The sequence below is a fragment of the Saccharothrix lopnurensis genome, assembly GCF_042658445.1.
Classification (GTDB): Bacteria; Actinomycetota; Actinomycetes; order Mycobacteriales; family Pseudonocardiaceae; genus Actinosynnema; species Actinosynnema lopnurensis.
Genome location: NZ_JBHSQO010000006.1, coordinates 132,542 through 152,042, shown reverse-complemented (window position 1 = coordinate 152,042; position 19,501 = coordinate 132,542). Strand labels below are relative to the sequence as shown.

Here is a 19,501-nt window from a genome sequence, read left to right as displayed (position 1 = left end):
CGTGAACCCGACAGATCTGGCCACCTCGGGTCCGATCCTGCTCGCGACCGGCGTGGCGGTGCTGGCCGGGGCCATCTCCTTCGCCTCCCCGTGCGTGGTCCCGCTCGTCCCCGGCTACCTCGCCTACCTCGCCGGCCTGGTCGGCGCGGAGGCGCCCGCGGTCGGCGACGGCGAGGCCCGCAAGACCGGTCGCTGGCGGGTGGCGGGCGCGGCGCTGCTGTTCGTCCTCGGGTTCACCGTCGTGTTCGCCCTGACCTCGTTCGTGGTCCTCGGCCTGACCGACCTGTTCTGGTTCGAGACCGACCTGCTCCAGCGCATCGGCGGCGTCGTCACCATCGCCATGGGCCTGGTGTTCATCGGCCTGGTGCCGGCCCTCCAGAAGGACGTCCGCCTGCGCCGCGCGCCCAGCGCCGGCCTGGTCGGCGCGCCGCTGCTGGGCGGCGTCTTCGCGCTGGGCTGGACCCCGTGCCTCGGCCCGACCCTCGCGGGCGTGCTCGCGCTGGCCCGCGGCACCGAGGTCGGCTCGGCCACGGCCCGCGGCGCGGTGCTGGTGCTGGCCTACTGCCTGGGCCTGGGCCTGCCGTTCGTGCTGATCGCGCTCGGCGCGCGCTGGGCGGTGCGGGTGACCGGCTGGCTGCGCGGCCACGTGCGCCAGGTGCAGGTGTTCGGCGGCGTGCTGCTGATCGCGGTCGGCGTCGCCCTGGTCACCGGCCTGTGGGGCGATTTCGTCGGTTGGCTGCGCGACAACGTGGTCAACGACCTGGAACTGCCGCTCTAGTGCCGAACACCGCCCTCGCCTTCCTGCGCAACACGTGGCGCGGCCTCACGGCCATGCGCACCGCGTTGACCCTGCTGTTCCTGCTCGCCCTCGGCGCGATGCCGGGCGCCCTGCTGCCGCAGCGCTCGCTCAACGCCCGGAAGGTCGACGAGTACATCGCCGGGAACGGCTGGTGGGGCCGCTTCCTCGACGACCTCCAGTTCTACGACGTCTACGCCAGCTACTGGTTCTCCGCGATCTACGTGCTGCTGTTCGTCTCCCTGGTCGGCTGCCTGCTGCCGCGCACCTGGGAGTACTTCAAGCAGATGCGGGCCAGGCCCGTGCTGACCCCGCGCAACCTGGCCCGGATGCCGCACCACGCGAGCGCCGAGGTCGGGACCACCCCCGACGACGTCGTCGCGAACGCCGAGCGCCGCCTCAGGGGCTGGCGCCGCGTCACCGGCGAGGAGGCCGACGGCACCCGGACCGTGAGCGCCGAGCGCGGCTACCTGCGCGAGACCGGCAACCTGGTCTTCCACTTCGCCCTGCTCGGCCTGCTGGTGGCGTTCGCGCTGGGCAAGATGTTCGGCTACGAGGGCCAGGTCATCGTGCAGGCCGACGGCGGCCAGTTCTGCAACTCCGGCGTCTACAACTACGACACGTTCCGGCCCGGCCTGCGCGTGGACGGCTCCGGCCTCACCCCGTTCTGCGTGAAGGTGGACGACTTCTCCGCCTCCTACCTGCACAACGGCCAGGCCGAGAGCTTCCTGGCCGACATCGGGTACCAGTCCGGCGCGGACCTGGACAGCGGCACGTGGCGGCCCTACCCGCTGCGCGTGAACAGCCCGCTGCGCACCGCCGGCGACCGCGTCTACCTGCTCGGCCACGGCTACACGCCGGTGTTCACGGTCACCTTCCCCAACGGGCAGACCCGCACCGGCGCGATCCAGTGGCGGCCGGTCGACCCGGTCACGCTGGCCTCGGAGGGCGCGACCAAGTTCGACCCGCCGGACGTGCCCGACGCCGAGGAACGCCGCCGCAGCCAGCTCGCCATCACCGGCCTGCTCGCGCCCACCGCCGCGTACCGGGGCGAGCTGCTGGACTCGGCGTTCCCCGCGGCGAACGACCCGGCGGTCGCCATCGACGTCTACCGCGGCGACCTGGGCACCGACTCCGGCCGCGGCCAGTCCATCTTCTCCCTCGACCAGAAGATGATCGAGGACGGCAAGCTCAAGCGGGTCGCCCGGCAGAACCTGGGCCAGGGCGAGCAGCTCACCCTCGACGACGGCACCACCGTCCGCTTCGAGGGTGTGCGCGACTGGGTGTCCCTCCAGGTCTCGCACGACCCCGCGCAGAACTGGGTGCTGGTGTTCTCCGTGCTGGTCATCCTGGGTCTGGGCGTGTCGCTGAGCATCAAGCGGCGCCGGGTCTGGGTGCGGGCGACGCCGCTCGGGGACGGGCGTACTTTGATTGAGGTCGGCGGACTCGCGCGGACCGACCAGGCCGGGTACGGCGAGGAGTTCGGCGGGCTGTCCCGCGACCTGCTCGCACACAAGGAGGGCAGCTGATGCCGGTCAACCAGACCCTGTCGACCTACAGCGACTGGACCTACGGCGCGGCGGTGCTGGTCTACTTCCTCGCCGCTGTCCTGTACCTGTGCGAGGCCGCGTTCGCCCGGCCCGCGAAGGTCAGGGCCGGGTCGCTGGTCGCGGCCGGCGGCACGCGGGCCGACGGCACCTGGGCGCCGGGCCGCGTGACCAGGCCGGAGAAGTCCCGCGCCGAGCGCCTGGGCCGCATGGGGCTGGCGCTGAACGTGCTGGGCGTGCTGCTCCAGGCCGGTTCGCTGGTGCTGCGCGGCTTCGCCACCGGGCGCGTGCCGTGGAGCAACATGTACGAGTACATGTCGCTGCTCACGCTCGCGGGCGTGGTGACGTGGCTGGTGCTGGCGCGGATGTTCCCGGTGCGCCGGCTCGGCGGGTTCGTGCTCGTGCCGGTGGTCGTCCTGATGTTCCTCGGCGGCACCGTCCTCTACGCCGAGGCGTCGCCGGTACCGCCGCCGCTCCAGTCGTACTGGCTCGTGGTGCACGTGTCGGTGATCTCGGTGTCCAGCGGGGTGCTGCTGGTCCCGGGCGTGGCCAGCGTGCTGTACCTGCTGAAGTCCTCCGGCCGCGCGCGGTTCGTCAAGCTGCCCGACGCCGAGGTGCTCGACCGGCTCGCCTACCGCAGCACCGTGTTCGCGTTCCCGCTGTTCACCATCGGCATCATCTGCGGCGCCATCTGGGCCGAGGCGGCGTGGGGCCGGTTCTGGGGCTGGGACCCCAAGGAGACCGTGGCGTTCGTGTCGTGGGTCGTCTACGCGGCGTACCTGCACGCGCGGGCCACGGCGGGCTGGCGCGGCAGGCCGGCGGCGTGGATCAACTCGCTGGGCTTCGCGCTGACCGTCTTCAACCTGTTCTTCATCAACCTCGTAACGACTGGGTTGCACTCGTACGCCGGCGTCGGCTGATCGCGTAGACCACCTGCTGGAAGGCTTTTCCCGGCCCCCACCCGGTGTCGTGGAACCGCCGGTCCCCGGCTACCGTCGGACGGGTGGGGTCGGGGAGGTCTCGATCCGCTCAGCTCAGGGAGGACCCCAGCGGTGACCGGTCGCTACGAGAATCCCGAGCCGTCGTGGCAGCAGCCGCCCGGCGAGGAGGGGCAGCAGCCCAACCCGAACCAGTCGGGCGGTCACCAGGTCGAGCAGGCGCCCGGCGCCCAGCACCCCGAGCCCCAGTACGCCGAACCCCAGCCGCACCCCGAGCCCCGGTACGTGGAGCCGCAGACGGTGTACCTGGACCCGGCGGCCATCGGCCCGGTGACCGGCCCGCCCTCCGGCGGCTTCCCGGCGCAGGGCGCGCCGTCCGGGCCGTACCAGGTGCCCGGCCAGCCCGGTCCGCAGCAGGTCCCCGGTGCCCAGTCCGGCCCGTACCAGGTCCCCGGCGCGCAGTCGGGCCCGTACCCGGTCTCGGGTGGCCAGTCCGGCGCCTACCCGGTGCCGGGTGGCCAGTCGGGTCCGTACCCGGTGTCCGGTGGCCAGTCGGGTCCGTACCCCGCCGTGTCGGGCGGCCAGTCCGGCGCCTACCCGGTGCCCGGCGCGCAGTCCGGCCCGTACCCGGTGGGCCCGGGGCAGTTCCAGGGCGCGCAGTTCCAGGGCGGGTTCCCCAACAACTTCCCGCAGAGCGTCCAGCCGCAACCGCAGCCGCAGCAGCAGGCCAACGCGAACTCGATGTCCTCGCAGGAGCTGATCAAGCGCGCCAAGCGCCCGCCGCAGTCCGGCTGGCGCAAGACCCTGCACGCGGTGACCGGCGGCCTGGTCAACCTGGGCGAGAGCCCGGCCGACCTGCGGCGGCGCGAGCTGATCGCGCGGATCAACCAGCCGCTGCGCGGGTGCTACAAGATCGCGATGCTGAGCCTCAAGGGCGGTGTCGGCAAGACCACCACGACGACCACGCTGGGCTCCACGTTCTCGTCGCTGCGCGGTGACCGGGTGATCGCGGTGGACGCCAACCCCGACCGGGGCACGCTGGCGCTGAAGGTGCCCCGGGAGACCACGGCGACCGTGCGGCACCTGCTGCGCGACGCCTCGCGCATCACCCGGTACAGCGATGTGCGCGCGTACACCTCGCAGTCGCCCAGCCGGCTGGAGGTGCTGGCGTCCGACCAGGACCCGGCCGTGTCGGAGGCGTTCAGCGACCAGGACTACCTGCGCACGGTCTCGCTGCTGGAGCTGTTCTACAACATCGTCCTGACCGACTGCGGCACCGGCCTGATGCACTCGGCCATGAAGGGCGTGCTCGACCAGGCCGACTCGCTGGTGCTGGTGTCGTCCGGCTCGGTGGACGGCGCGCAGACCTCGGCGGCGACGCTGGACTGGCTCGACGCGCACGGCTACCGCGAGCTGGTGGCGAAGTCCGTCGTGGTGATCAACTCGGTGCGGCCGGGCTCGGGCAAGGTGGACCTGGACAAGCTGGCCGCGCACTTCGCCCAGCGGTGCCGCGCGGTGGTGCGCATCCCGTTCGACTCGCACCTGGAGGAGGGCGCGGAGATCGAGCTGGACAAGCTCGACCCGGCGACCCGGCTGGCCCTGCTGGAGCTGGCCGCCACCGTGGCGGACGACTTCCCCAACAGCTAGTCCCGACGAGGGGGCCTCGGTGGCGAGGCCCCCCGACGTCACTCTTCCTCGTCCTGCGGCTCCTTGCGGTCCTGCGGCTTCTTGCGCTGCTCACCGAGCTCCCGCAGGAAGTCCGGGTTGTCGTCGGGCGCCACGAACCGACGACTGGGGGCGGTGTCGAGCCGGTCCGGTCCGAACGCACGCCACAGCAGCACGGCGATCGTCAGCGCACCGACCACCGCGAGCAGGTACAGCATGGTCGCCACCTCCTTTGCCACGAGATTACCCTCGTGCCGGAGGTGTGCGGTGTCAGTGCCTGACCGGTTCGGTCGCCTCGGTGGTCAGCTGCGACAACAGCTGCTGCACCTCGGACTCGCGGAACCTCCGGTGCCCGCCCGGCGTGCGGATCGAACCGATGCGACCCGCGGTGGCCCAGCGGGTCACCGTCTTGGGGTCGACCCGGAACAGGTTCGCGACCTCGCCCGGTGTGAGCAGCCGTTCCCCCTGGTGTCCCTGCGTCACGGTCACGGTGATCCTCCCCGCTGGTGAACAGACGTACCGGACGCATCGTGGCATCACACCCTTCGGGTACTCGAACGCTTGGGTGATGGTAAAGAGGTAGTAAGGGACGAAGCGCGCGGTTCGGACATCGACCTCCCTGGCCCTACCCTGTACCCGATGGACGCTCTTGATCGCCAGATCATCGCCGCTCTCCGGGCGAACGGTCGGGCCACCTACGCCGACCTGGGCCGCAAGGTCGGCCTGTCGGCCTCCGCCGTGCACGAGCGGGTCGGCAAGCTCGAAGCCACCGGGGTCATCACCGGCTACCACGCCGTGGTCGACCCGAGCGCCGTCGGCCTGGGGGTGACCGCGCTGATCGGCGTCCACCCCACCGACACCGCCGACGACGACGACCTGGCCGTCGCGCTGGGCGAGCTGATCGAGGTCGAGTCGTGCTACCGGGTGGCCGGCGACGAGTCGTTCATCGTCAAGGTGCGGGTGGCCACGGTGGACGACCTGGAGCGGTCGCTGGGCAGGCTGCGGCGCATCCCGGGCGTGGCGCGCACGCGCACCACGGTCGTGCTGTCCACGCGGTTCGAGGGGCGTCCCAACCCCGCCACGACCGGCCCCGACGCCTGAGCCCGGAGGGGCGGCGTAGCCTGGGGAACCGTGCACCTGGGTCGTGATGTGACGCTCTACATCTGCGCGCGCCTGGGCATGGTCGCCGCGATCACCGCGCTGCTCGTGCTCGTCGACGTGCCGCTGCTGGTCGCGCTCGTCGTGGGCGTGGTGGTGGCGCTGCCCCTGTCGCTGTTCGTGTTCAAGGGGTTGAGGAACCGGGTGGCGGAGGGGTTGGAAGCGAAGCAGGCCGTCCGCCGCGCCGAGCGCGAGCGCCTGCGCGCCCAGCTACGTGGCGACAGCGTCCCCGACACCACCGCCTGACCGCGCCGGTCGCGCCGCCTGGTCGCGCCGATCCGGCCACCCGGTCCTGCCGTCCGATCGCGCCGCTCAGATCACCAGCAGGATCACCCCGCCGAGGTTCGCCAGCAGCACCACCGCCAGCACGGCCCCGACGTTCGTGCTCTCGCGCAGCCGCAGGGCCAGTGCCAGCGGGCCTACGGGCGGCAGGACCGGGCCCCCCTCCCGGCGGGCGATGCGGACCGCGCCGAACGCGACCCCCAGCGGGTGCAGGCCCACCTCCCGGGCGCCCGCCACGTCGGACCGCCACTGCTCCAGGTAGCGATCCCGCTGGGACGGCGGCAGCAGCGCGGCGGCCACCCGCACCAGGGCCAGGGCGAGACGGGTCATCGGGCTACCTCCGGTCGGGTGGCGGTGGTGGGACGGGCCTTCCGGGCGCAGACCCGGACGGCCTCGCGGGCACCGTCGGGCGTGAGCACGTACAGCCGTCGGCGCGGGCCGCGCCGGTCGCTGTCGTCGTCCCAGTCGGAGGTCACCCAGCCCGCCCGTTCCAGGCGGTCGAGCAGCGGGTAGACGCTGCCGGACGGGCGGCCGGTCAGCTTGATGATCTCCAGGCCCCAGCGCGGCCGGTCGCTGTCCAGCAGGACGGCCAGCACGTCGACGGTGGTCCGGCCGATGCGTCCGAGGGGTTCCACGGCCCCAATGCTACCTATGTAGATAAAGCGTGTCCACGGCCGGCGGGCGCGGGCACCCCCGGGCGCGGCGCTAGAACCCGAACACCTCGCCCGCCTCGCCCACCAGGCGGTCCACCACGTCGGCCAGCTCCAGGCCCGCCAGCCAGTGCCCCGGGATCGCCCCGTCGCCGTCCCGCGCGCCCAGCAGGTTCCCGCACAGCGCGCCGGTCGAGTCGCTGTCACCCGAGTGGTTGACCGCGAGCAGCAGTCCGTCCGGCAGGTCCCGGGCGGCCAGCGCGGTGAGCACCGCGATCGCCAGCGCCTCCTCGCCGACCCAGCCGCCGCCGAGGGCGGTCTCGACCACCTCGGGCGTCGGCCGCACGCCGCGCGCGCCCAGCTCCACCGCCAGGTCGAGCAGGCTCAGCTGCTCCTCGTGCCCGGCCCAGCGGACCAGCTCCGCGCGGGCGGTGCCGACCGCGTCGACCAGGTCGGCCCCGGCCAGCACCTGCCGCACCAGCACCGCCAGCACGCCCGCCGACAGGTAGCCGCTGGGGTGGCCGTGGGTGAGCGCGCCCGTCGCGGCGGCCAGCCCGAAGACCTCGCGCACGTCGTCCGACCACAGCGCCACGGGCGCCGCCCGCATCACCGCGCCGCAGCCCTTGGAGTCGTTGATCGGGTCGTCCACCGTGCCCGGCGCGCCCGAGCGCAGCGCGGCCAGGCACGTGGCGCCGGGCGCGCGCTGCTGGTGCAGCTCGGGCACGTCCAGCAACCACCCGTCGTGCGGCACCTCAGGACCGCCCTGGGTGCGCAGCCAGCGCCCGTAGGCCACGCGCACCTCGTGCACCGGGTCGCTGCCCCGGCGGCGGGCCAGGACCAGGCCCTCCAGCGTGAACAGGGTCATCTGGGTGTCGTCCGTGATCGCGCCCAGCCGGCCGTAGGCGGGGGCGTAGTCGGTGAGGCCCGAGGGGCCGAAGCGGCTCCGGATGCGGTCGATCCGGTCGAACTCGATCGAGCCGCCGAGCGCGTCGCCGACGGCGCCGGCGAGGAGGCTGCCGCGGAACGAGCTGCTCAGGGGTGAGGTCACGGTGGGAGAAGTTATCGTGCCGGACGTGATTTCTTCGGTAGACCGATGCAGTTCCCGCACCCGGGACTGGGTGTGCGAGGCGGTCCGCATCATCGAGGCGGACGCCAACCGCAGCGCCGACACGCACCTGCTGCACTTCCCCCTGCCGCTGGAGTGGGGGATCGACCTGTACCTGAAGGACGAGTCCACCCACCCCACCGGCTCGCTCAAGCACCGCCTGGCCAGGTCGCTGTTCCTCTACGCCATCTGCAACGGCTGGATCGTCGGCGGCACACCGGTGATCGAGGCGTCCTCGGGGTCCACGGCGGTGTCGGAGGCGTACTTCGCCCGGCTGCTGGGGCTGCCGTTCATCGCGGTGATGCCCCGGTCGACCAGCCCGGAGAAGGTGGCGCTGATCGAGCGCCAGGGCGGGCGGTGCCACTTCGTCGACGAGCCGTCCGCGATCTACGACGAGTCGCGGCGGCTGGCGGCGGACCTCCACGGGCACTTCATGGACCAGTTCACCCACGCCGAGCGGGCCACCGACTGGCGGGGGAACAACAACATCGCGGAGTCGGTGTTCGAGCAGATGTCGATGGAGGCCGCGCCCGAGCCGGAGTGGGTGGTGGTCGGCGCGGGCACGGGCGGCACGAGCGCCACCATCGGCCGCTACATCCACTACCGGCGGCTGCGCTCCCGGCTGGCCGTGGTGGACCCGGAGCACTCGGTGTTCTTCGACGCGTGGCGCGACGGGAACACCTCGCTGGTCGGGGGGCAGGGGTCGCGGATCGAGGGCATCGGCCGCCCGCGCGTCGAGCCGTCGTTCATCGGCAACGTCATCGACCGCATGATCAAGGTCCCCGACGCGGCATCGGTCGCCACCATCCGGCACGTCGAGGAGGTGCTCGGCCGGCGGGTCGGCGGGTCGACCGGCACGAACCTGTGGGGCGCGTTCCAGCTGATCGCGGAGATGCGGGCCTCGCGGCAGCGGGGCAGCGTGGTCACCCTGCTGTGCGACGGCGGCGAGCGCTACGCGGACACCTACTACGACGACGGGTGGGTGGCCGAGCAGGGCATGGACCTGGCGCCGCACCTGGAGGCGCTGGTCCGGTTCCGGACCACGGGCACCTGGTCCGGCTGATTTTCCGGTCGCGGTGGAACTCGGGGCGGCCGCCGCGCGTCGCAGCGGGGACGGAGAGGGGTTCGTGGTGGGCGCGTGGCGGACCGCGGAGGTGCTCACGGCCGAGGACGTGCTGGCCAGGTCGGTCGCCGACGCCGACCGGGCGGTGCGCGAGGCGGCCGCCCTGCGCCGACCCCGGCGCGAACCCTCGGCCGAGGACGTGCGGCGGGTCATGCGGTACGCGAAGTCCAACGCGGCGTCGCCGGAGCTCCAGGCGCTCCAGCGGCGGATCGCCGGCGGTCACCTGAGCTGGCGGCAGGTGCTGATGGGCGAGGCGGCGGGCGACCGGGGCGTGCGGGCGGCCCTGGAGGCGGACCGGGACGCGCTGGCGGCCCTGTGCCGGGGCGAGGAGCCGCGCGTGGAGCCGCCGCCGAAGCCCGAGCCCGGGGACGACGACGAGCCGATGAGCTTCACCGAGGACGCCTGGTGAGGGCCGGGAGCCCGCCCCGGTAGGGCGTTGCGCCCGGTGAGCACCGGGGGCCTGCGCCGGCAGGACGTCACGCTCGGTGAGCGCCGGTGGTTCACGTCCGGGCGTACCGCCGAGCCCGCGCGTCAGCCTCAGCCCAGGACCAGGGCGGCGGGCACCGCGATGCCCCACACCAGCATCGCCAGACCGGTGTCGCGCAGGACCGGGATCAGGTCGCGGCCCTTGTCGCCCTTCACGACCCGGCGCGCGCCCAGCACCACCAGCGGCAGGGCGAGGAAGCCGAGCAGGGCCAGGGGCTCGCGGAGGCAGACGGCCAGGGTGATCACGAACGGGACCGCGACCAGGGCCAGGTAGAGGCGGCGCGAGTCCCGGTCGCCCAGGGTGGTGGCCAGGGTGCGCTTGCCCGCCCGCACGTCGGTCGGGATGTCGCGCAGGCTGTTGGCGATCATCACCCCGGTGGAGAACGCGCCCATCGCCACGGCGCCGCCGATGCCGATGCCGGTGATCTCGCCGCTCTGCACGTAGAGGGTGCCGAGCACGGCCGCCGGGCCGAAGAACAGGAACACGGCCAGTTCACCGAGGCCCGAGTACCCGTACGGCTTGCGCCCGCCGGTGTAGAACCACGCCGCCGCGAGGCAGACCGCGCCGAACGCGATCATCCAGTACCGGCCGGACAGCACGACCAGCAGCAGGCCCGCGACCGCGGCGACGCCCAGGGCCGCGAACGCCGCCAGGCGCACCGCCTTCGGGTTCGCGGCGCCGGAGCCGACCAGGCGGAACGGCCCGACCCGGTGGGCGTCGGTGCCGCGGATGCCGTCGGAGTAGTCGTTGGCGTAGTTCACGCCGATCTGGAGCGCGACCGACACCACCAGGGCCAGCAGGGTCCACGTGAGGTGGAAGCCGTCGATGTGGTGCGCGGCCCCCGCGCCGACCAGGACCGGCGCGATCGAGTTCGGGAGCGTGCGGGGGCGGGTCCCCGAAACCCACTGGGCGACTGTGGCCATGCGGAACATCCTCCGACATGGTGAACGGGGACCCGCTTCCGGGTGTCAGCAGTTCGTGGCGCCCGAGACTCCCGACACGTACGCCTTGGCGATGAACTTGCCCGCGGCGATCCGGTACCAGATGTTCGACGTGCCCTGCGTGCCCGTCACCGACTCGCCCGTGACCTGGCACTCGACCCGCACCTGCGCGTAGTTGGCGGCCAGGCCGACCTGCGAGGCCGTGCTGTTCGCGGCGCTGCGCACGTTCAGCGGGGTGCTGGAGGTGCGCACGAACCCGGCCGGGCCGGAGCCGGTCCACTGGTAGGTGACGGTCACCCACGAGTTGTCGGTCAGCTTCAGCCCGTCCCAGAACGTGCCGTCGGCCAGGTCGATGCCCGCCGGGTTGGCGACGGTGCGCCCGAACTGGTCCTTGCCGCCGTTGTAGCCGTCCTGGTAAGCGGCCTGGGCCTGCGGCTTGCCCTGGGGCAGGTCCTTCCACGACTCGCGGGTGGCCGCCGGGTTCCAGTAGTCGTCCTTGGTGTTCCACGGGCCGACGTCCCAGACCGGCGCCCACTCGCACCGGCCGTTCGCCGCGCACACCCGGACGCTGTAGGTCCCGGTGCCCTTGGCCGACAGGCCGCGCCGCGAGGGCAGGGCGGCGAAGTGGTCGCGGGACACGATGACGTGGCCGTTGGCGGTGGTGCCGCCGACCAGGCCCTCGCGGGTCGCGTAGACCCGGTAGGACAGGCCCGCGGCCTCCGCGCCGACGCTTTCGCCGGCCGGCCGGTTGAGCGCCCGCAGGTCGAGCTCCCGCACCTCGGGCGAGTCGCCCTCGGCCGTCAGCGCGAGCCGGACCTGCACGGTCCGCACGGCCCGCGGCAGGACGGCGGGCGCGTCGGGACGGGCCTCGACCCACTCGGTCCACTGGTCGCCGCCGAGCGCGCCGCGCACGTCCACGGCCACCTCGGCGCCGGCCGGGACGGTGCTCCGGACGGTCGCGGCGACCGCGTTGGCCGGCGAGTCCAGCTCCCGGGGGTCGAGCAGCAGGAAGCCGGTGCGCACGGAGGCCCGCCGCGTGCTCGCGGGCGAGGGCGCGGCGCGGTCGAGCCGCACGGCGCCCTGGTGCGCGGTGACACCGGTGTCGTCGTCGTTGAGGGTGGTCAGGTCGGCTCGCCACTGGGTGTCGGCCGCGGCGGCGGCAGGTGCCGCCAGGGCCGTGGTCAGGGCGGCGGCGACAGCTAGCGGTAACAGGTAGCGCCTGGTCATCGCAGCACTCCTCGTCCGGACACGCGGTGCGGTGGGGACCGCGGCAGGGCCACGTGCTCCGGCACCGCTGAGCCAATCGTGATGGGAGTTACCTGTCAACCAACAAGCATGTCGCTTGGAGAAAAAATCACCCAAATGTGCCGAACACGGCGCGCCGGTCCACTTTTCCGGGTCCCCGCAGCGGGAGCTCGGACACGAAAATCACCCGTTTCGGCACAGCGAACCGCCCGATCGAGAGCCCCACCGCCGCACGCAACGCCTCCGGGTCCGGCAGGTCCCCGGGATCTTCGGGCACGACGGCGGCGGCCACCACCTGACCCCACTCGGGATCGGGCAGGCCGACCGCGCACGCCTCGCGCACCCCGCGCTGGGCGACCAGGACCCGCTCGACCAGCGTCGGCGGGATGTTCTCGCCACCGCTGATGATCACGTCGTCGGCGCGCCCCAGCACCTCCAGCACGCCGTCGGGGCGGATGCGCCCGAGGTCCCCGGTCCGGAACCACTCGCCGAACCGCTCCCCACCCCGGTAGCCCAGGGCCAGCACCGGCCCCCGGACCTCGATCCGCCCGTCCACGAGCCGCACGCGCACGCCGTCGAGCGGCAGCCCGTCGTACACGCAGCCGCCGGACGTCTCGCTCATGCCGTAGGTGGTGACGACCCGCACCCCGAGGCCGCGAGCCCGTGCGAGCAGCGCCGGAGGGGTGGCCGCGCCGCCGATGAGCACGGCGTCGAACGCGCGGACGGCCGCCAGCCCCGGCCCGTCCGTGGCCGTCAGCCGCGACAGCTGGGTCGGCACGAGCGCGGTGTAGTGCCGCCCGGGTCGGGCCAGCACCTCCCGCGCGGCGGCGGCGAAGCCGGAGGCCCGGAAACCGTCCGCGAGGTCCATGACCCCCGGTTCGGTCCCGGCCACCACCGAGCGGACCAGCACCTGGATGCCGGCGATGTGGGTGGTCGGCAGGGCGAGCAACCACGTGCCGGGCCCGCCGAGCCGGGCGTGCGTCAGTCGGGCCGAGGCCACCAGGGCCGAGGCGGAGAGCAGGACGGTCTTGGGCTCGCCGGTGGAGCCGGAGGTGCCCACCGCCAGCACCGCCTCGGTCTCCCAGCCCTGGAGGGGGAGGGGAGGGGGTGGCGCGGCCGGAGGGGAACCCGGAGCGGGGGGAGTGGGAGCCGGAGCCGGGACCGCAGCCGGAACTGAGGCCGGGGGCTGAGCAGCGGTTGGCTGGGCGATGAGGAGGGGTGGGTGCGTATCGGTACCTCCCTTGGCTTCGGCGTGGCTTCGGAGCGCGGAATCGGTGCCAGGGCTTGGAGCGCGGTCGGCGGTGGTCGGGTTGGTGGCGGCTGGATCGGTGGTTGGGCCGGGGTTGGTGGCGGACGTGTTGGTGGTGGCTGGATCGGCGGCCGGGTTCGTGGTAGCAGGGCTGGGGGAAGTGGGCGGTGTGGCGCTGTCCGGTGTGGCGCTGCTCGGGGCGGCGCTGTCCGGAACAGCGCTGCTCGGGCCTGCACCGCTGGACACGGCGCCGGCCAGGGCTGCCCGCACTGCCTCGATGGTGATCATCGCGGTCGGTGGCGGGGTCAGTAGTGGTAGGGGAAGGGGGACCAGTCCGGGTCGCGTTTCTCCAGGAACGCGTCGCGGCCCTCGACCGCCTCGTCCGTCATGTAGGCCAGGCGCGTGGTCTCGCCGGCGAAGATCTGCTGGCCGACCAGTCCGTCGTCGATGAGGTTGAAGGCGTACTTCAGCATCCGCTGGGCCGTGGGCGACTTGCCGTTGATCTCCCTCGCCCACTCCAGGGCCGTCGACTCCAACTCCTCGTGCGGCACCACCGCGTTGACCGCGCCCATCCGGTGCATCTCCTCGGCGGTGTAGGCGCGGCCCAGGAAGAAGATCTCCCGGGCGAACTTCTGCCCCACCTGCCGCGCCAGGTAGGCCGAGCCGTAACCGCCGTCGAAGCTGCCGACGTCCGCGTCCGTCTGCTTGAAGCGGGCCTGCTCGGCGCTCGCCAGGGTGAGATCGCACACCACGTGCAGGCTGTGCCCGCCACCCGCGGCCCAGCCGGGGACCACCGCGATCACCACCTTCGGCATGAAGCGGATCAGGCGCTGGCACTCCAGGATGTGGAGCCTGCCCGCCCTGGCCGGGTCGATGGTGTCCGCCGTCTCACCCGAGGCGTACTGGTAGCCGCTGCGGCCGCGGATGCGCTGGTCGCCGCCCGAGCAGAACGCCCACCCGCCGTCACGGGGGGACGGACCGTTGCCGGTCAGCAGCACGCAGCCGACGTCCGAGCTCATCCGCGCGTGGTCCAGCGCGCGGTACAGCTCGTCGACCGTGTGGGGGCGGAAGGCGTTGCGCACCTCCGGCCGGTTGAACGCGATGCGCACCGTGCCCTGGTCCACCGCGCGGTGGTAGGTGAGGTCGGTGAAGTCGAAGCCCTCCACGCGCTTCCAGCGGGACGGGTCGAACAGCTCGGAGACGTCCTGATCTGCCACGCGGGCGACAATATGCCCGCGGGCCGCCCGGGACCCGGTGGGGAGCCGGGGGCCGGGCCGGAGCCGAGAACGGGGCCGCTCGGCGGTGGGGGAGTCGGGGCTTGGAGTCCTGGTGGGGGGTCATGATCTCATTGTTCGAACGTGTGTTCGATGTGGCAAGGTGAGTCGCCCATTCGTGTACTGGGTGACAATGGCCAGGTGAACCCGTCCACCGCGCAGGCCAGGGTGCTCGTCGACGAGCTGATCCGAAATGACGTCCGCCACGTCGTGCTGAGCCCCGGATCGCGCAACGCGCCCCTGTCGTTCGCCCTGCACGAGGCGGCGACGCGGGGCAGGCTCACCCTCCACGTCCGCGTCGACGAGCGCACGGCGGGCTTCCTGGCCCTCGGCCTGGCCCGGGGCAGCGGCCACCCGACCGCCGTGACCTGCACCTCCGGCACCGCCGTCGCCAACCTCCACCCCGCCGTGCTGGAAGCCAGGTACGCGGGCGTACCGCTGATCGCCCTGACCGCCGACCGCCCCGTCGAGCTGTACCGCACGGGCGCCAGCCAGACCGTCGACCAGCAGCGGGTCTTCGGCCTGGACACCCTCCAGCTGCCGGTGGCCGAGCGGCGCGGCGGCCAGAACGGGCTGTGGCGCTCCCTGGTCTGCCGCGCCGCGGCCACCGCCCGCGCGGGCGGCCCGGTGCACGTCAACGTCCCGTTCCGGGAGCCCCTGGTCCCCGACGGCGACGACAGCTGGCCCGAGGACCTCGACGGCCGCCCGTTCGGGATGCCGTGGACCCGCACGGCCCCGCGCACCACGACCTCGCCGCACTCCACCGACCACCTCGGCCCGCGTACCCTGGTCGTGGTCGGCGACACCGACCGCGACCTCTCCGACCTGGCCGAACGCGCCGGCTGGCCGGTCGTGGCCGAACCGACCGGCCACGGCCTGCGCCACGGCTCCCTGCTGCTCAACGCCGAGGGCCTGCCCGACCACCTGCGCCCGGACGCCGTGGTCGTGGTGGGCCGCGCCACCCTCTCCCGGGGTGTGCTCAAGCTCATCGCCTCGACCCCGGTCGTGCACGTCCTGTCCGACGACCCGGAGTGGCCCGACCCCCGGTTCGCCGCCACGCACACCTCGGCCGACCTGGTGCTGAGCGGCGAGCACGAGGTGGACCCCGACTGGCTCACCGGCTGGCAGCACGCCGACAAGGCGGTCGCCGACGTGGTGGACGACCTGCTGGCCGAGCAGCCCTGGCCGACCGGCCTGCACGTGGCCCGCGACCTGGTCGCCGCCGTCGCGCCGGGCACGAACCTGTTCCTCGGCTCCTCCAACCCGGTCCGCGACGTGGACCTGGTCGCCGCGCCGCGCCGGGACGTCCGCACGCACGCCAACCGGGGCGTGGCGGGCATCGACGGCAGCGTGTCCACGGCCGCCGGCATCGCGCTGGCCCAGGGCCCCACCTACGCCCTGATCGGCGACCTGACGTTCCTGCACGACAGCAACGGCCTGCTGATCGGTCCCCTGGAACCCCGCCCGGACCTCACCGTGGTGGTCGTCAACGACGACGGCGGCGGCATCTTCGCGCTGCTGGAGCAGGGTTCCCCGGAGCACGCGGACAGCTTCGAGCGCGTGTTCGGCACCCCCCACGGCGCCGACCTCGAAGCGCTCTGCCGGGCCCACCGCGTCCCGCACACCGCCGTCCGCACGCCGGCCGAGCTGCGCCGGGCGCTGGATCGCCCGAAGGGGTTGACGGTGGTCGAGATCAGGGTGGAGAGGGGCGAACTGCGCGATCTCCACGCACGCCTCAAAGCGGCCGTGTCAACCGCTTTCCAGTAGCCGAACCACCGACGTACGGGGGTACATGAGCCGGGGGGCCGGGACTAGCTTCGCCGCATGTCCCTGAGAGCGAAGCTGTCCCTCGGCACCGCCACCGCGGCGTCCTTGTTGCTGCTCGCCGGCACCGCGACCGCCGCCCAGCCCGGCTCGCCCGGCATCGGCGACCCGTACTACCCGGGCGCGGGCAACGGCGGCTACGACGTCTCCCACTACGACATCCGGCTCAACTACCAGCCGGCCACCGACGACCTGTCCGGCACCACCACGATCCTGGCCCGGACCACCCAGGAGCTGACCAGCTTCAACCTCGACTTCCTGCTGGCGGTGAAGTCGGTCCGGGTCAACAACCGCCCGGCCGAGCACGTGCAGCGGGGTGGCGAGCTGACCGTGGACCCGCCCGGCACGCTGCGCGCGGGCACCGACCTGACCATCGTCGTCACCTACGCCGACGTGCCCTCCGGCCGCGCGCAGGACGGCTACACCGCGTGGAAGCGCACCCCCGACGGCGCGCTGGCCATCGACCAGCCGGACATCGCGCCGTGGTGGTTCCCGAGCAACAACCACCCGACCGACAAGGCCACGTTCGACGTGTCGGTGGCCGTGCCGAGCGGGGTGGAGGTGCTGTCCAACGGCCTGTTCGGCGGGACCGCCCAGCAGATCAACGGCTGGACCCGGTGGCGCTACCGCAGCACCACCCCGCAGGCCACCTACCTGGCGTTCCTGGCGATCGGCCAGTTCGAGGTCAGGCAGGACACCGACTCGGCGGGCCGCCCGGTGATCACCGCCTACTCGGAGCGGCTGGGCGCGGACCGCAACGCGGCCGTCGCCTCGCTGGAGCGCACGGTGGAGGTGACGGAGTTCCTGGAGGGGAGCTTCGGGCCCTACCCGTTCGAGGCCAACGGCGGCGTGGCCGCGCCGGGCATCGGCTTCGCCCTGGAGAACCAGACCCGCTCCACCTACGACGCCGCGTTCTTCCGCCGCGGCGCGAACACCTACGTGGTGGCGCACGAGGTCGCGCACCAGTGGTTCGGCGACTCCGTGTCGGTGGAGCGCTGGCGGGACATCTGGCTGAACGAGGGCTTCGCGAGCTACGCGGAATTCCTGTGGTCCGAGCACGTGGGCGAGGGCACGGCCCAGGAGAACGCCCAGTACCTCTACGACCTCTACCCGGCCGACAGCCCGTTCTGGCAGGTGCTGCCGGGTGACCCGGGCGCGGCGAACCAGTTCCACGGCGCCGTGTACGACCGGGGCGCGCTGGCCGTGCACGCGCTGCGCCTGGAGATCGGCGACGAGGCGTTCTTCGAGCTGCTGCGGGAGTGGCTGGTCCGGCACCGCAGCGGTCACGCGACGATCGAGGACTTCCTCGCGCTGGCGGAGGAGGTGTCCGGGGAGCAGCTCGACGAGCTGTTCCGGACCTGGCTGTTCACGCCCGTCAAGCCGGCCGCGCTGCCGGGCGCGGTGGGCGTCCAGGCGCGCACCGCGGTGGCGGAGCCGAAGTCCTTCCGGAAGATGCGGGAGACGCACGAGATCCTCGCCGGGCACCACCACTGAGCCCGGGGGCCGTCCCACCGGCGGTGGGACGGCCCCCGACCCGGTCTTCAGCCGGTCTGCCCGATCCCGTCCACGACCGTCGTGGTGATGGAGCTGAAGCCGGTCACCGTGCCGGGCTCGATCCAGGGGTCGTACGACTCGGGACCCGCGGCGGTGCGCTCACCGATGAAGTCGCCGGTGGCCGGGTCGATGATCAGCTCGCGCCGCTCCAGCGGGCTCTCCATGCCGATGGCCACGCCGGTGCGGCCATCCAGGTTGACGCCCTGCTCGAACGCGGTCACCCCCTCCAGCAGCGCCAGCGCGCGGTACCACTGGGCGCGCAGGTCGGCGGGCATGAGGCCGGTGCGCAGGATCTCCACGCCCCAGTGGAACACCGCGGTCGGCGCGGAGCCGCGGTGCGCGGTGGCGTCGCGCAGGTACGCCACGATGGCCTGCGGGTCGCGCGGCAGGGCGTCGTAGAACCCGGGGTTGTCCCAGTCGGCGGGGTCGCCGCACACCTTCTTCGGCCGGGCCTCGGGGAAGAAGTCGCCGCACCTGCCGCGCCGCTCGCCGGTGTCGGTCTCCGTGATCTCGGGCTCGGGTGCCTCGGCCTCGGGCACGGTGCCGCCGAGCCACCTCAGGCCCTCCAGCGGGGTGCGGCGCTCCATCCAGTCCTGGGACTGGTCCCGCGGGATCCACTTCTCGTAGCGCGACTCCCGCAGCCAGGTGTAGCCGGCCGGGGCCGCGGTGGGCTGGTCGGCGGGCCGGCCGAAAACCATGCTGATCGAGTTCCACTGGTGCGCGGCGATGTACCGGTACTGGCCGGGCGCCAGCGGCAGGTCGGTGGCGGTGATCGCGTCGGCGGCGAGGTTCAGGTACTCCGGCGCGGACAGCAGCCGCACCTCGGGGGCCGGCGACGCGCTGCCGGCGCCCGGCACCGCGAGCGGCTGCTCCGACCGGGACCGGTGGTCCACCGCCAGCACGCCGGCGACGAGGGCGGCCGCCGCGGCCACCGCGACCGGGGCGTACCAGCGGCGGGAGCGCGGGGACGACGGGCTCGCGGCGGCGCCCTCGTCGGCGGCGGCGGCCAGGACGCGGGCGCGCACGGCGTCCAGCGGCGCGTCCGACGTGCGCGCGTCGCGGTGGAGCAGGTCCAGCGCGTCGTCGAGTTCACGCATCGGGGTTCTCCTCGGTGAGCAGGGCTTGGAGCCTGGTGCGGACCCGGTGCAGCCGGGAGCGGACGGTGCTGTCGTTCTCGCCGAGCGCGGCGGCGACCTCGGCGGGCGTCAACCCGGCCCAGGAGGTGAGCAGGAGCGCGTCGCGGTCCTCGTCGCGCAGCCCGGCCAGCGCGCCGGCCAGCACCGCGGCCCGCCGCTGGGCGTCGACGCGGGCGTCGACCCGGTGGCCGTGGTCGGGCTCGGGTTCGGCGCGGCCGACCACGCGGAGCACCGCCCGGCGACCCCGCGCCTCGCGCCGCAGGTGCTCCCGCACCAGGTTGGTGGCGATCCCGTACAGCCAGCCCTTCACGGGCGCGCGCTCCGGGTCGTAGCTGTGCCGCCGCTTCAGCGCCACCAGGAACGTCTCGGCCACCAGGTCGTCGGCCGCCGACTCGCCGACGCGGCCGGCGAGGTAGCCGCGCAGCCGGCGCGCGTGGGTGTCGAACAGCTCCGCGAACGCGGCGGTCACGTCGGGGCCGCGGAGGTCCGGCGGTTCGTCCAGTGCTGTGGTCACGTACCGGTTGGCC

21 protein-coding genes are annotated in these 19,501 nt (G+C 73.4%); 10 read left to right on the top strand and 11 right to left on the bottom strand.

What is annotated here, in order from left to right; translation table 11 throughout:
• Nucleotide 1 precedes the first annotated feature (1 nt).
• The 4 genes from ACFP3R_RS08650 (at nt 2) to ACFP3R_RS08635 (ending at nt 4,928) form a co-directional block, all read left to right on the top strand.
• Nucleotides 2–778 carry a cytochrome c biogenesis CcdA family protein gene (locus ACFP3R_RS08650; protein ID WP_380634463.1) on the top strand — a complete coding sequence of 259 codons (777 nt, stop codon included), beginning with the start codon at nt 2–4 and terminating at the stop codon, nt 776–778.
• Nucleotides 779–831: 53 nt separating this feature from the next.
• Nucleotides 832–2,325, top strand: coding sequence for a cytochrome c biogenesis protein ResB (gene resB / locus ACFP3R_RS08645; protein WP_380634654.1), 1,494 nt, complete (start codon nt 832–834; stop codon nt 2,323–2,325).
• Nucleotides 2,325–3,263 (top strand): c-type cytochrome biogenesis protein CcsB, encoded by a 939-nt coding sequence (gene ccsB, locus ACFP3R_RS08640; RefSeq protein WP_380634461.1) that lies wholly within the window; start codon nt 2,325–2,327, stop codon nt 3,261–3,263. Before resB ends, ccsB begins: the two co-directional genes overlap by 1 nt.
• A 132-nt stretch (nt 3,264–3,395) precedes the next feature.
• Nucleotides 3,396–4,928: a nucleotide-binding protein gene (locus ACFP3R_RS08635; protein ID WP_380634460.1), complete on the top strand. Its 1,533-nt coding sequence runs from the start codon at nt 3,396–3,398 to the stop codon at nt 4,926–4,928.
• Between the two features lie 38 nt (nt 4,929–4,966).
• On the opposite strand, the gene ACFP3R_RS08630 is transcribed toward ACFP3R_RS08635, so the two are convergent.
• The gene (locus ACFP3R_RS08630; protein WP_380634653.1) at nt 4,967–5,164 is read right to left on the bottom strand and encodes a hypothetical protein; all 198 of its coding nucleotides are present in this window, start codon (nt 5,162–5,164) and stop codon (nt 4,967–4,969) included.
• A 52-nt stretch (nt 5,165–5,216) separates the two neighbouring features.
• Nucleotides 5,217–5,429, bottom strand: coding sequence for a BldC family transcriptional regulator (locus ACFP3R_RS08625; RefSeq protein WP_033428769.1), 213 nt, complete (start codon nt 5,427–5,429; stop codon nt 5,217–5,219).
• 156 nt (nt 5,430–5,585) lie between these two features.
• Here ACFP3R_RS08625 and ACFP3R_RS08620 point away from each other — a divergent pair, with 156 nt between their 5' ends.
• The gene (locus ACFP3R_RS08620; protein WP_380634458.1) at nt 5,586–6,047 is read left to right on the top strand and encodes an Lrp/AsnC family transcriptional regulator; all 462 of its coding nucleotides are present in this window, start codon (nt 5,586–5,588) and stop codon (nt 6,045–6,047) included.
• A gap of 30 nt (nt 6,048–6,077) precedes the next feature.
• Complete coding sequence (locus ACFP3R_RS08615) at nt 6,078–6,350, top strand: DUF4229 domain-containing protein (protein ID WP_380634456.1); 273 nt, start codon at nt 6,078–6,080, stop codon at nt 6,348–6,350.
• A 66-nt stretch (nt 6,351–6,416) separates the two neighbouring features.
• Here ACFP3R_RS08615 and ACFP3R_RS08610 read toward each other — a convergent pair whose 3' ends face one another.
• The 3 genes from ACFP3R_RS08610 to ACFP3R_RS08600 all read right to left on the bottom strand — a co-directional run bounded on the left by ACFP3R_RS08610 (nt 6,417) and on the right by ACFP3R_RS08600 (nt 8,084).
• A complete protein-coding gene (locus tag ACFP3R_RS08610; protein ID WP_380634455.1) occupies nt 6,417–6,716 on the bottom strand; it encodes a hypothetical protein in 300 nt (99 codons plus the stop codon).
• Nucleotides 6,713–7,021 (bottom strand): PadR family transcriptional regulator, encoded by a 309-nt coding sequence (locus ACFP3R_RS08605; protein ID WP_380634454.1) that lies wholly within the window; start codon nt 7,019–7,021, stop codon nt 6,713–6,715. Before ACFP3R_RS08605 ends, ACFP3R_RS08610 begins: the two co-directional genes overlap by 4 nt.
• Nucleotides 7,022–7,091: 70 nt before the next feature.
• On the bottom strand, nt 7,092–8,084 hold the full coding sequence (locus ACFP3R_RS08600; RefSeq protein ID WP_380634452.1) for an ADP-ribosylglycohydrolase family protein: 993 nt from the start codon (nt 8,082–8,084) through the stop codon (nt 7,092–7,094).
• Between the two features lie 28 nt (nt 8,085–8,112).
• Here ACFP3R_RS08600 and cds1 point away from each other — a divergent pair, with 28 nt between their 5' ends.
• Nucleotides 8,113–9,204, top strand: coding sequence for an L-cysteine desulfhydrase Cds1 (gene cds1 / locus ACFP3R_RS08595; RefSeq protein WP_380634651.1), 1,092 nt, complete (start codon nt 8,113–8,115; stop codon nt 9,202–9,204).
• A 13-nt stretch (nt 9,205–9,217) separates the two neighbouring features.
• Nucleotides 9,218–9,673, top strand: a complete 456-nt coding sequence (locus tag ACFP3R_RS08590) for a hypothetical protein (RefSeq protein ID WP_380634450.1) — start codon at nt 9,218–9,220, stop codon at nt 9,671–9,673.
• Nucleotides 9,674–9,801: 128 nt separating this feature from the next.
• Here ACFP3R_RS08590 and ACFP3R_RS08585 read toward each other — a convergent pair whose 3' ends face one another.
• The 4 genes from ACFP3R_RS08585 to ACFP3R_RS08570 form a co-directional block, all read right to left on the bottom strand.
• The gene (locus ACFP3R_RS08585; RefSeq protein ID WP_380634448.1) at nt 9,802–10,674 is read right to left on the bottom strand and encodes a 1,4-dihydroxy-2-naphthoate polyprenyltransferase; all 873 of its coding nucleotides are present in this window, start codon (nt 10,672–10,674) and stop codon (nt 9,802–9,804) included.
• Between the two features lie 45 nt (nt 10,675–10,719).
• Nucleotides 10,720–11,919: a hypothetical protein gene (locus ACFP3R_RS08580; RefSeq protein WP_380634447.1), complete on the bottom strand. Its 1,200-nt coding sequence runs from the start codon at nt 11,917–11,919 to the stop codon at nt 10,720–10,722.
• Nucleotides 11,920–12,046: 127 nt separating this feature from the next.
• On the bottom strand, nt 12,047–13,006 hold the full coding sequence (menE, locus tag ACFP3R_RS08575; RefSeq protein WP_380634445.1) for an o-succinylbenzoate--CoA ligase: 960 nt from the start codon (nt 13,004–13,006) through the stop codon (nt 12,047–12,049).
• 485 nt (nt 13,007–13,491) lie between these two features.
• Complete coding sequence (locus tag ACFP3R_RS08570) at nt 13,492–14,403, bottom strand: 1,4-dihydroxy-2-naphthoyl-CoA synthase (RefSeq protein WP_380634444.1); 912 nt, start codon at nt 14,401–14,403, stop codon at nt 13,492–13,494.
• Between the two features lie 198 nt (nt 14,404–14,601).
• On the opposite strand from ACFP3R_RS08570, the gene menD reads away from it, so the two are divergent.
• Together menD and ACFP3R_RS08560 are read left to right on the top strand one after the other, a co-directional pair.
• A complete protein-coding gene (gene menD, locus ACFP3R_RS08565; protein WP_380634442.1) occupies nt 14,602–16,227 on the top strand; it encodes a 2-succinyl-5-enolpyruvyl-6-hydroxy-3-cyclohexene-1-carboxylic-acid synthase in 1,626 nt (541 codons plus the stop codon).
• Nucleotides 16,228–16,284: 57 nt separating this feature from the next.
• On the top strand, nt 16,285–17,778 hold the full coding sequence (locus tag ACFP3R_RS08560; RefSeq protein WP_380634440.1) for a M1 family metallopeptidase: 1,494 nt from the start codon (nt 16,285–16,287) through the stop codon (nt 17,776–17,778).
• Between the two features lie 47 nt (nt 17,779–17,825).
• On the opposite strand, the gene ACFP3R_RS08555 is transcribed toward ACFP3R_RS08560, so the two are convergent.
• Complete coding sequence (locus ACFP3R_RS08555) at nt 17,826–18,935, bottom strand: CU044_5270 family protein (RefSeq protein ID WP_380634439.1); 1,110 nt, start codon at nt 18,933–18,935, stop codon at nt 17,826–17,828.
• Nucleotides 18,928–19,488 (bottom strand): RNA polymerase sigma factor, encoded by a 561-nt coding sequence (locus ACFP3R_RS08550; protein WP_380634438.1) that lies wholly within the window; start codon nt 19,486–19,488, stop codon nt 18,928–18,930. The genes ACFP3R_RS08555 and ACFP3R_RS08550 overlap by 8 nt, the downstream gene beginning before the upstream one ends.
• Nucleotides 19,489–19,501: the final 13 nt, after the last annotated feature.

What these genes read in the sequence shown, in the direction of transcription:
- ACFP3R_RS08555 (WP_380634439.1), bottom strand. Translation starts at nt 18,935, where the DNA reads ATGCGTGAACTCGACGACGCGCTGGACCTGCTCCACCGCGACGCGCGC.
- ACFP3R_RS08610 (WP_380634455.1), bottom strand. Translation starts at nt 6,716, where the DNA reads ATGACCCGTCTCGCCCTGGCCCTGGTGCGGGTGGCCGCCGCGCTGCTG.
- ACFP3R_RS08630 (WP_380634653.1), bottom strand. Translation starts at nt 5,164, where the DNA reads ATGCTGTACCTGCTCGCGGTGGTCGGTGCGCTGACGATCGCCGTGCTG.
- resB (WP_380634654.1), top strand. Translation starts at nt 832, where the DNA reads ATGCGCACCGCGTTGACCCTGCTGTTCCTGCTCGCCCTCGGCGCGATG.
- ACFP3R_RS08585 (WP_380634448.1), bottom strand. Translation starts at nt 10,674, where the DNA reads ATGGCCACAGTCGCCCAGTGGGTTTCGGGGACCCGCCCCCGCACGCTC.
- ACFP3R_RS08580 (WP_380634447.1), bottom strand. Translation starts at nt 11,919, where the DNA reads ATGACCAGGCGCTACCTGTTACCGCTAGCTGTCGCCGCCGCCCTGACC.
- ACFP3R_RS08620 (WP_380634458.1), top strand. Translation starts at nt 5,586, where the DNA reads ATGGACGCTCTTGATCGCCAGATCATCGCCGCTCTCCGGGCGAACGGT.
- ccsB (WP_380634461.1), top strand. Translation starts at nt 2,325, where the DNA reads ATGCCGGTCAACCAGACCCTGTCGACCTACAGCGACTGGACCTACGGC.
- ACFP3R_RS08560 (WP_380634440.1), top strand. Translation starts at nt 16,285, where the DNA reads ATGTCCCTGAGAGCGAAGCTGTCCCTCGGCACCGCCACCGCGGCGTCC.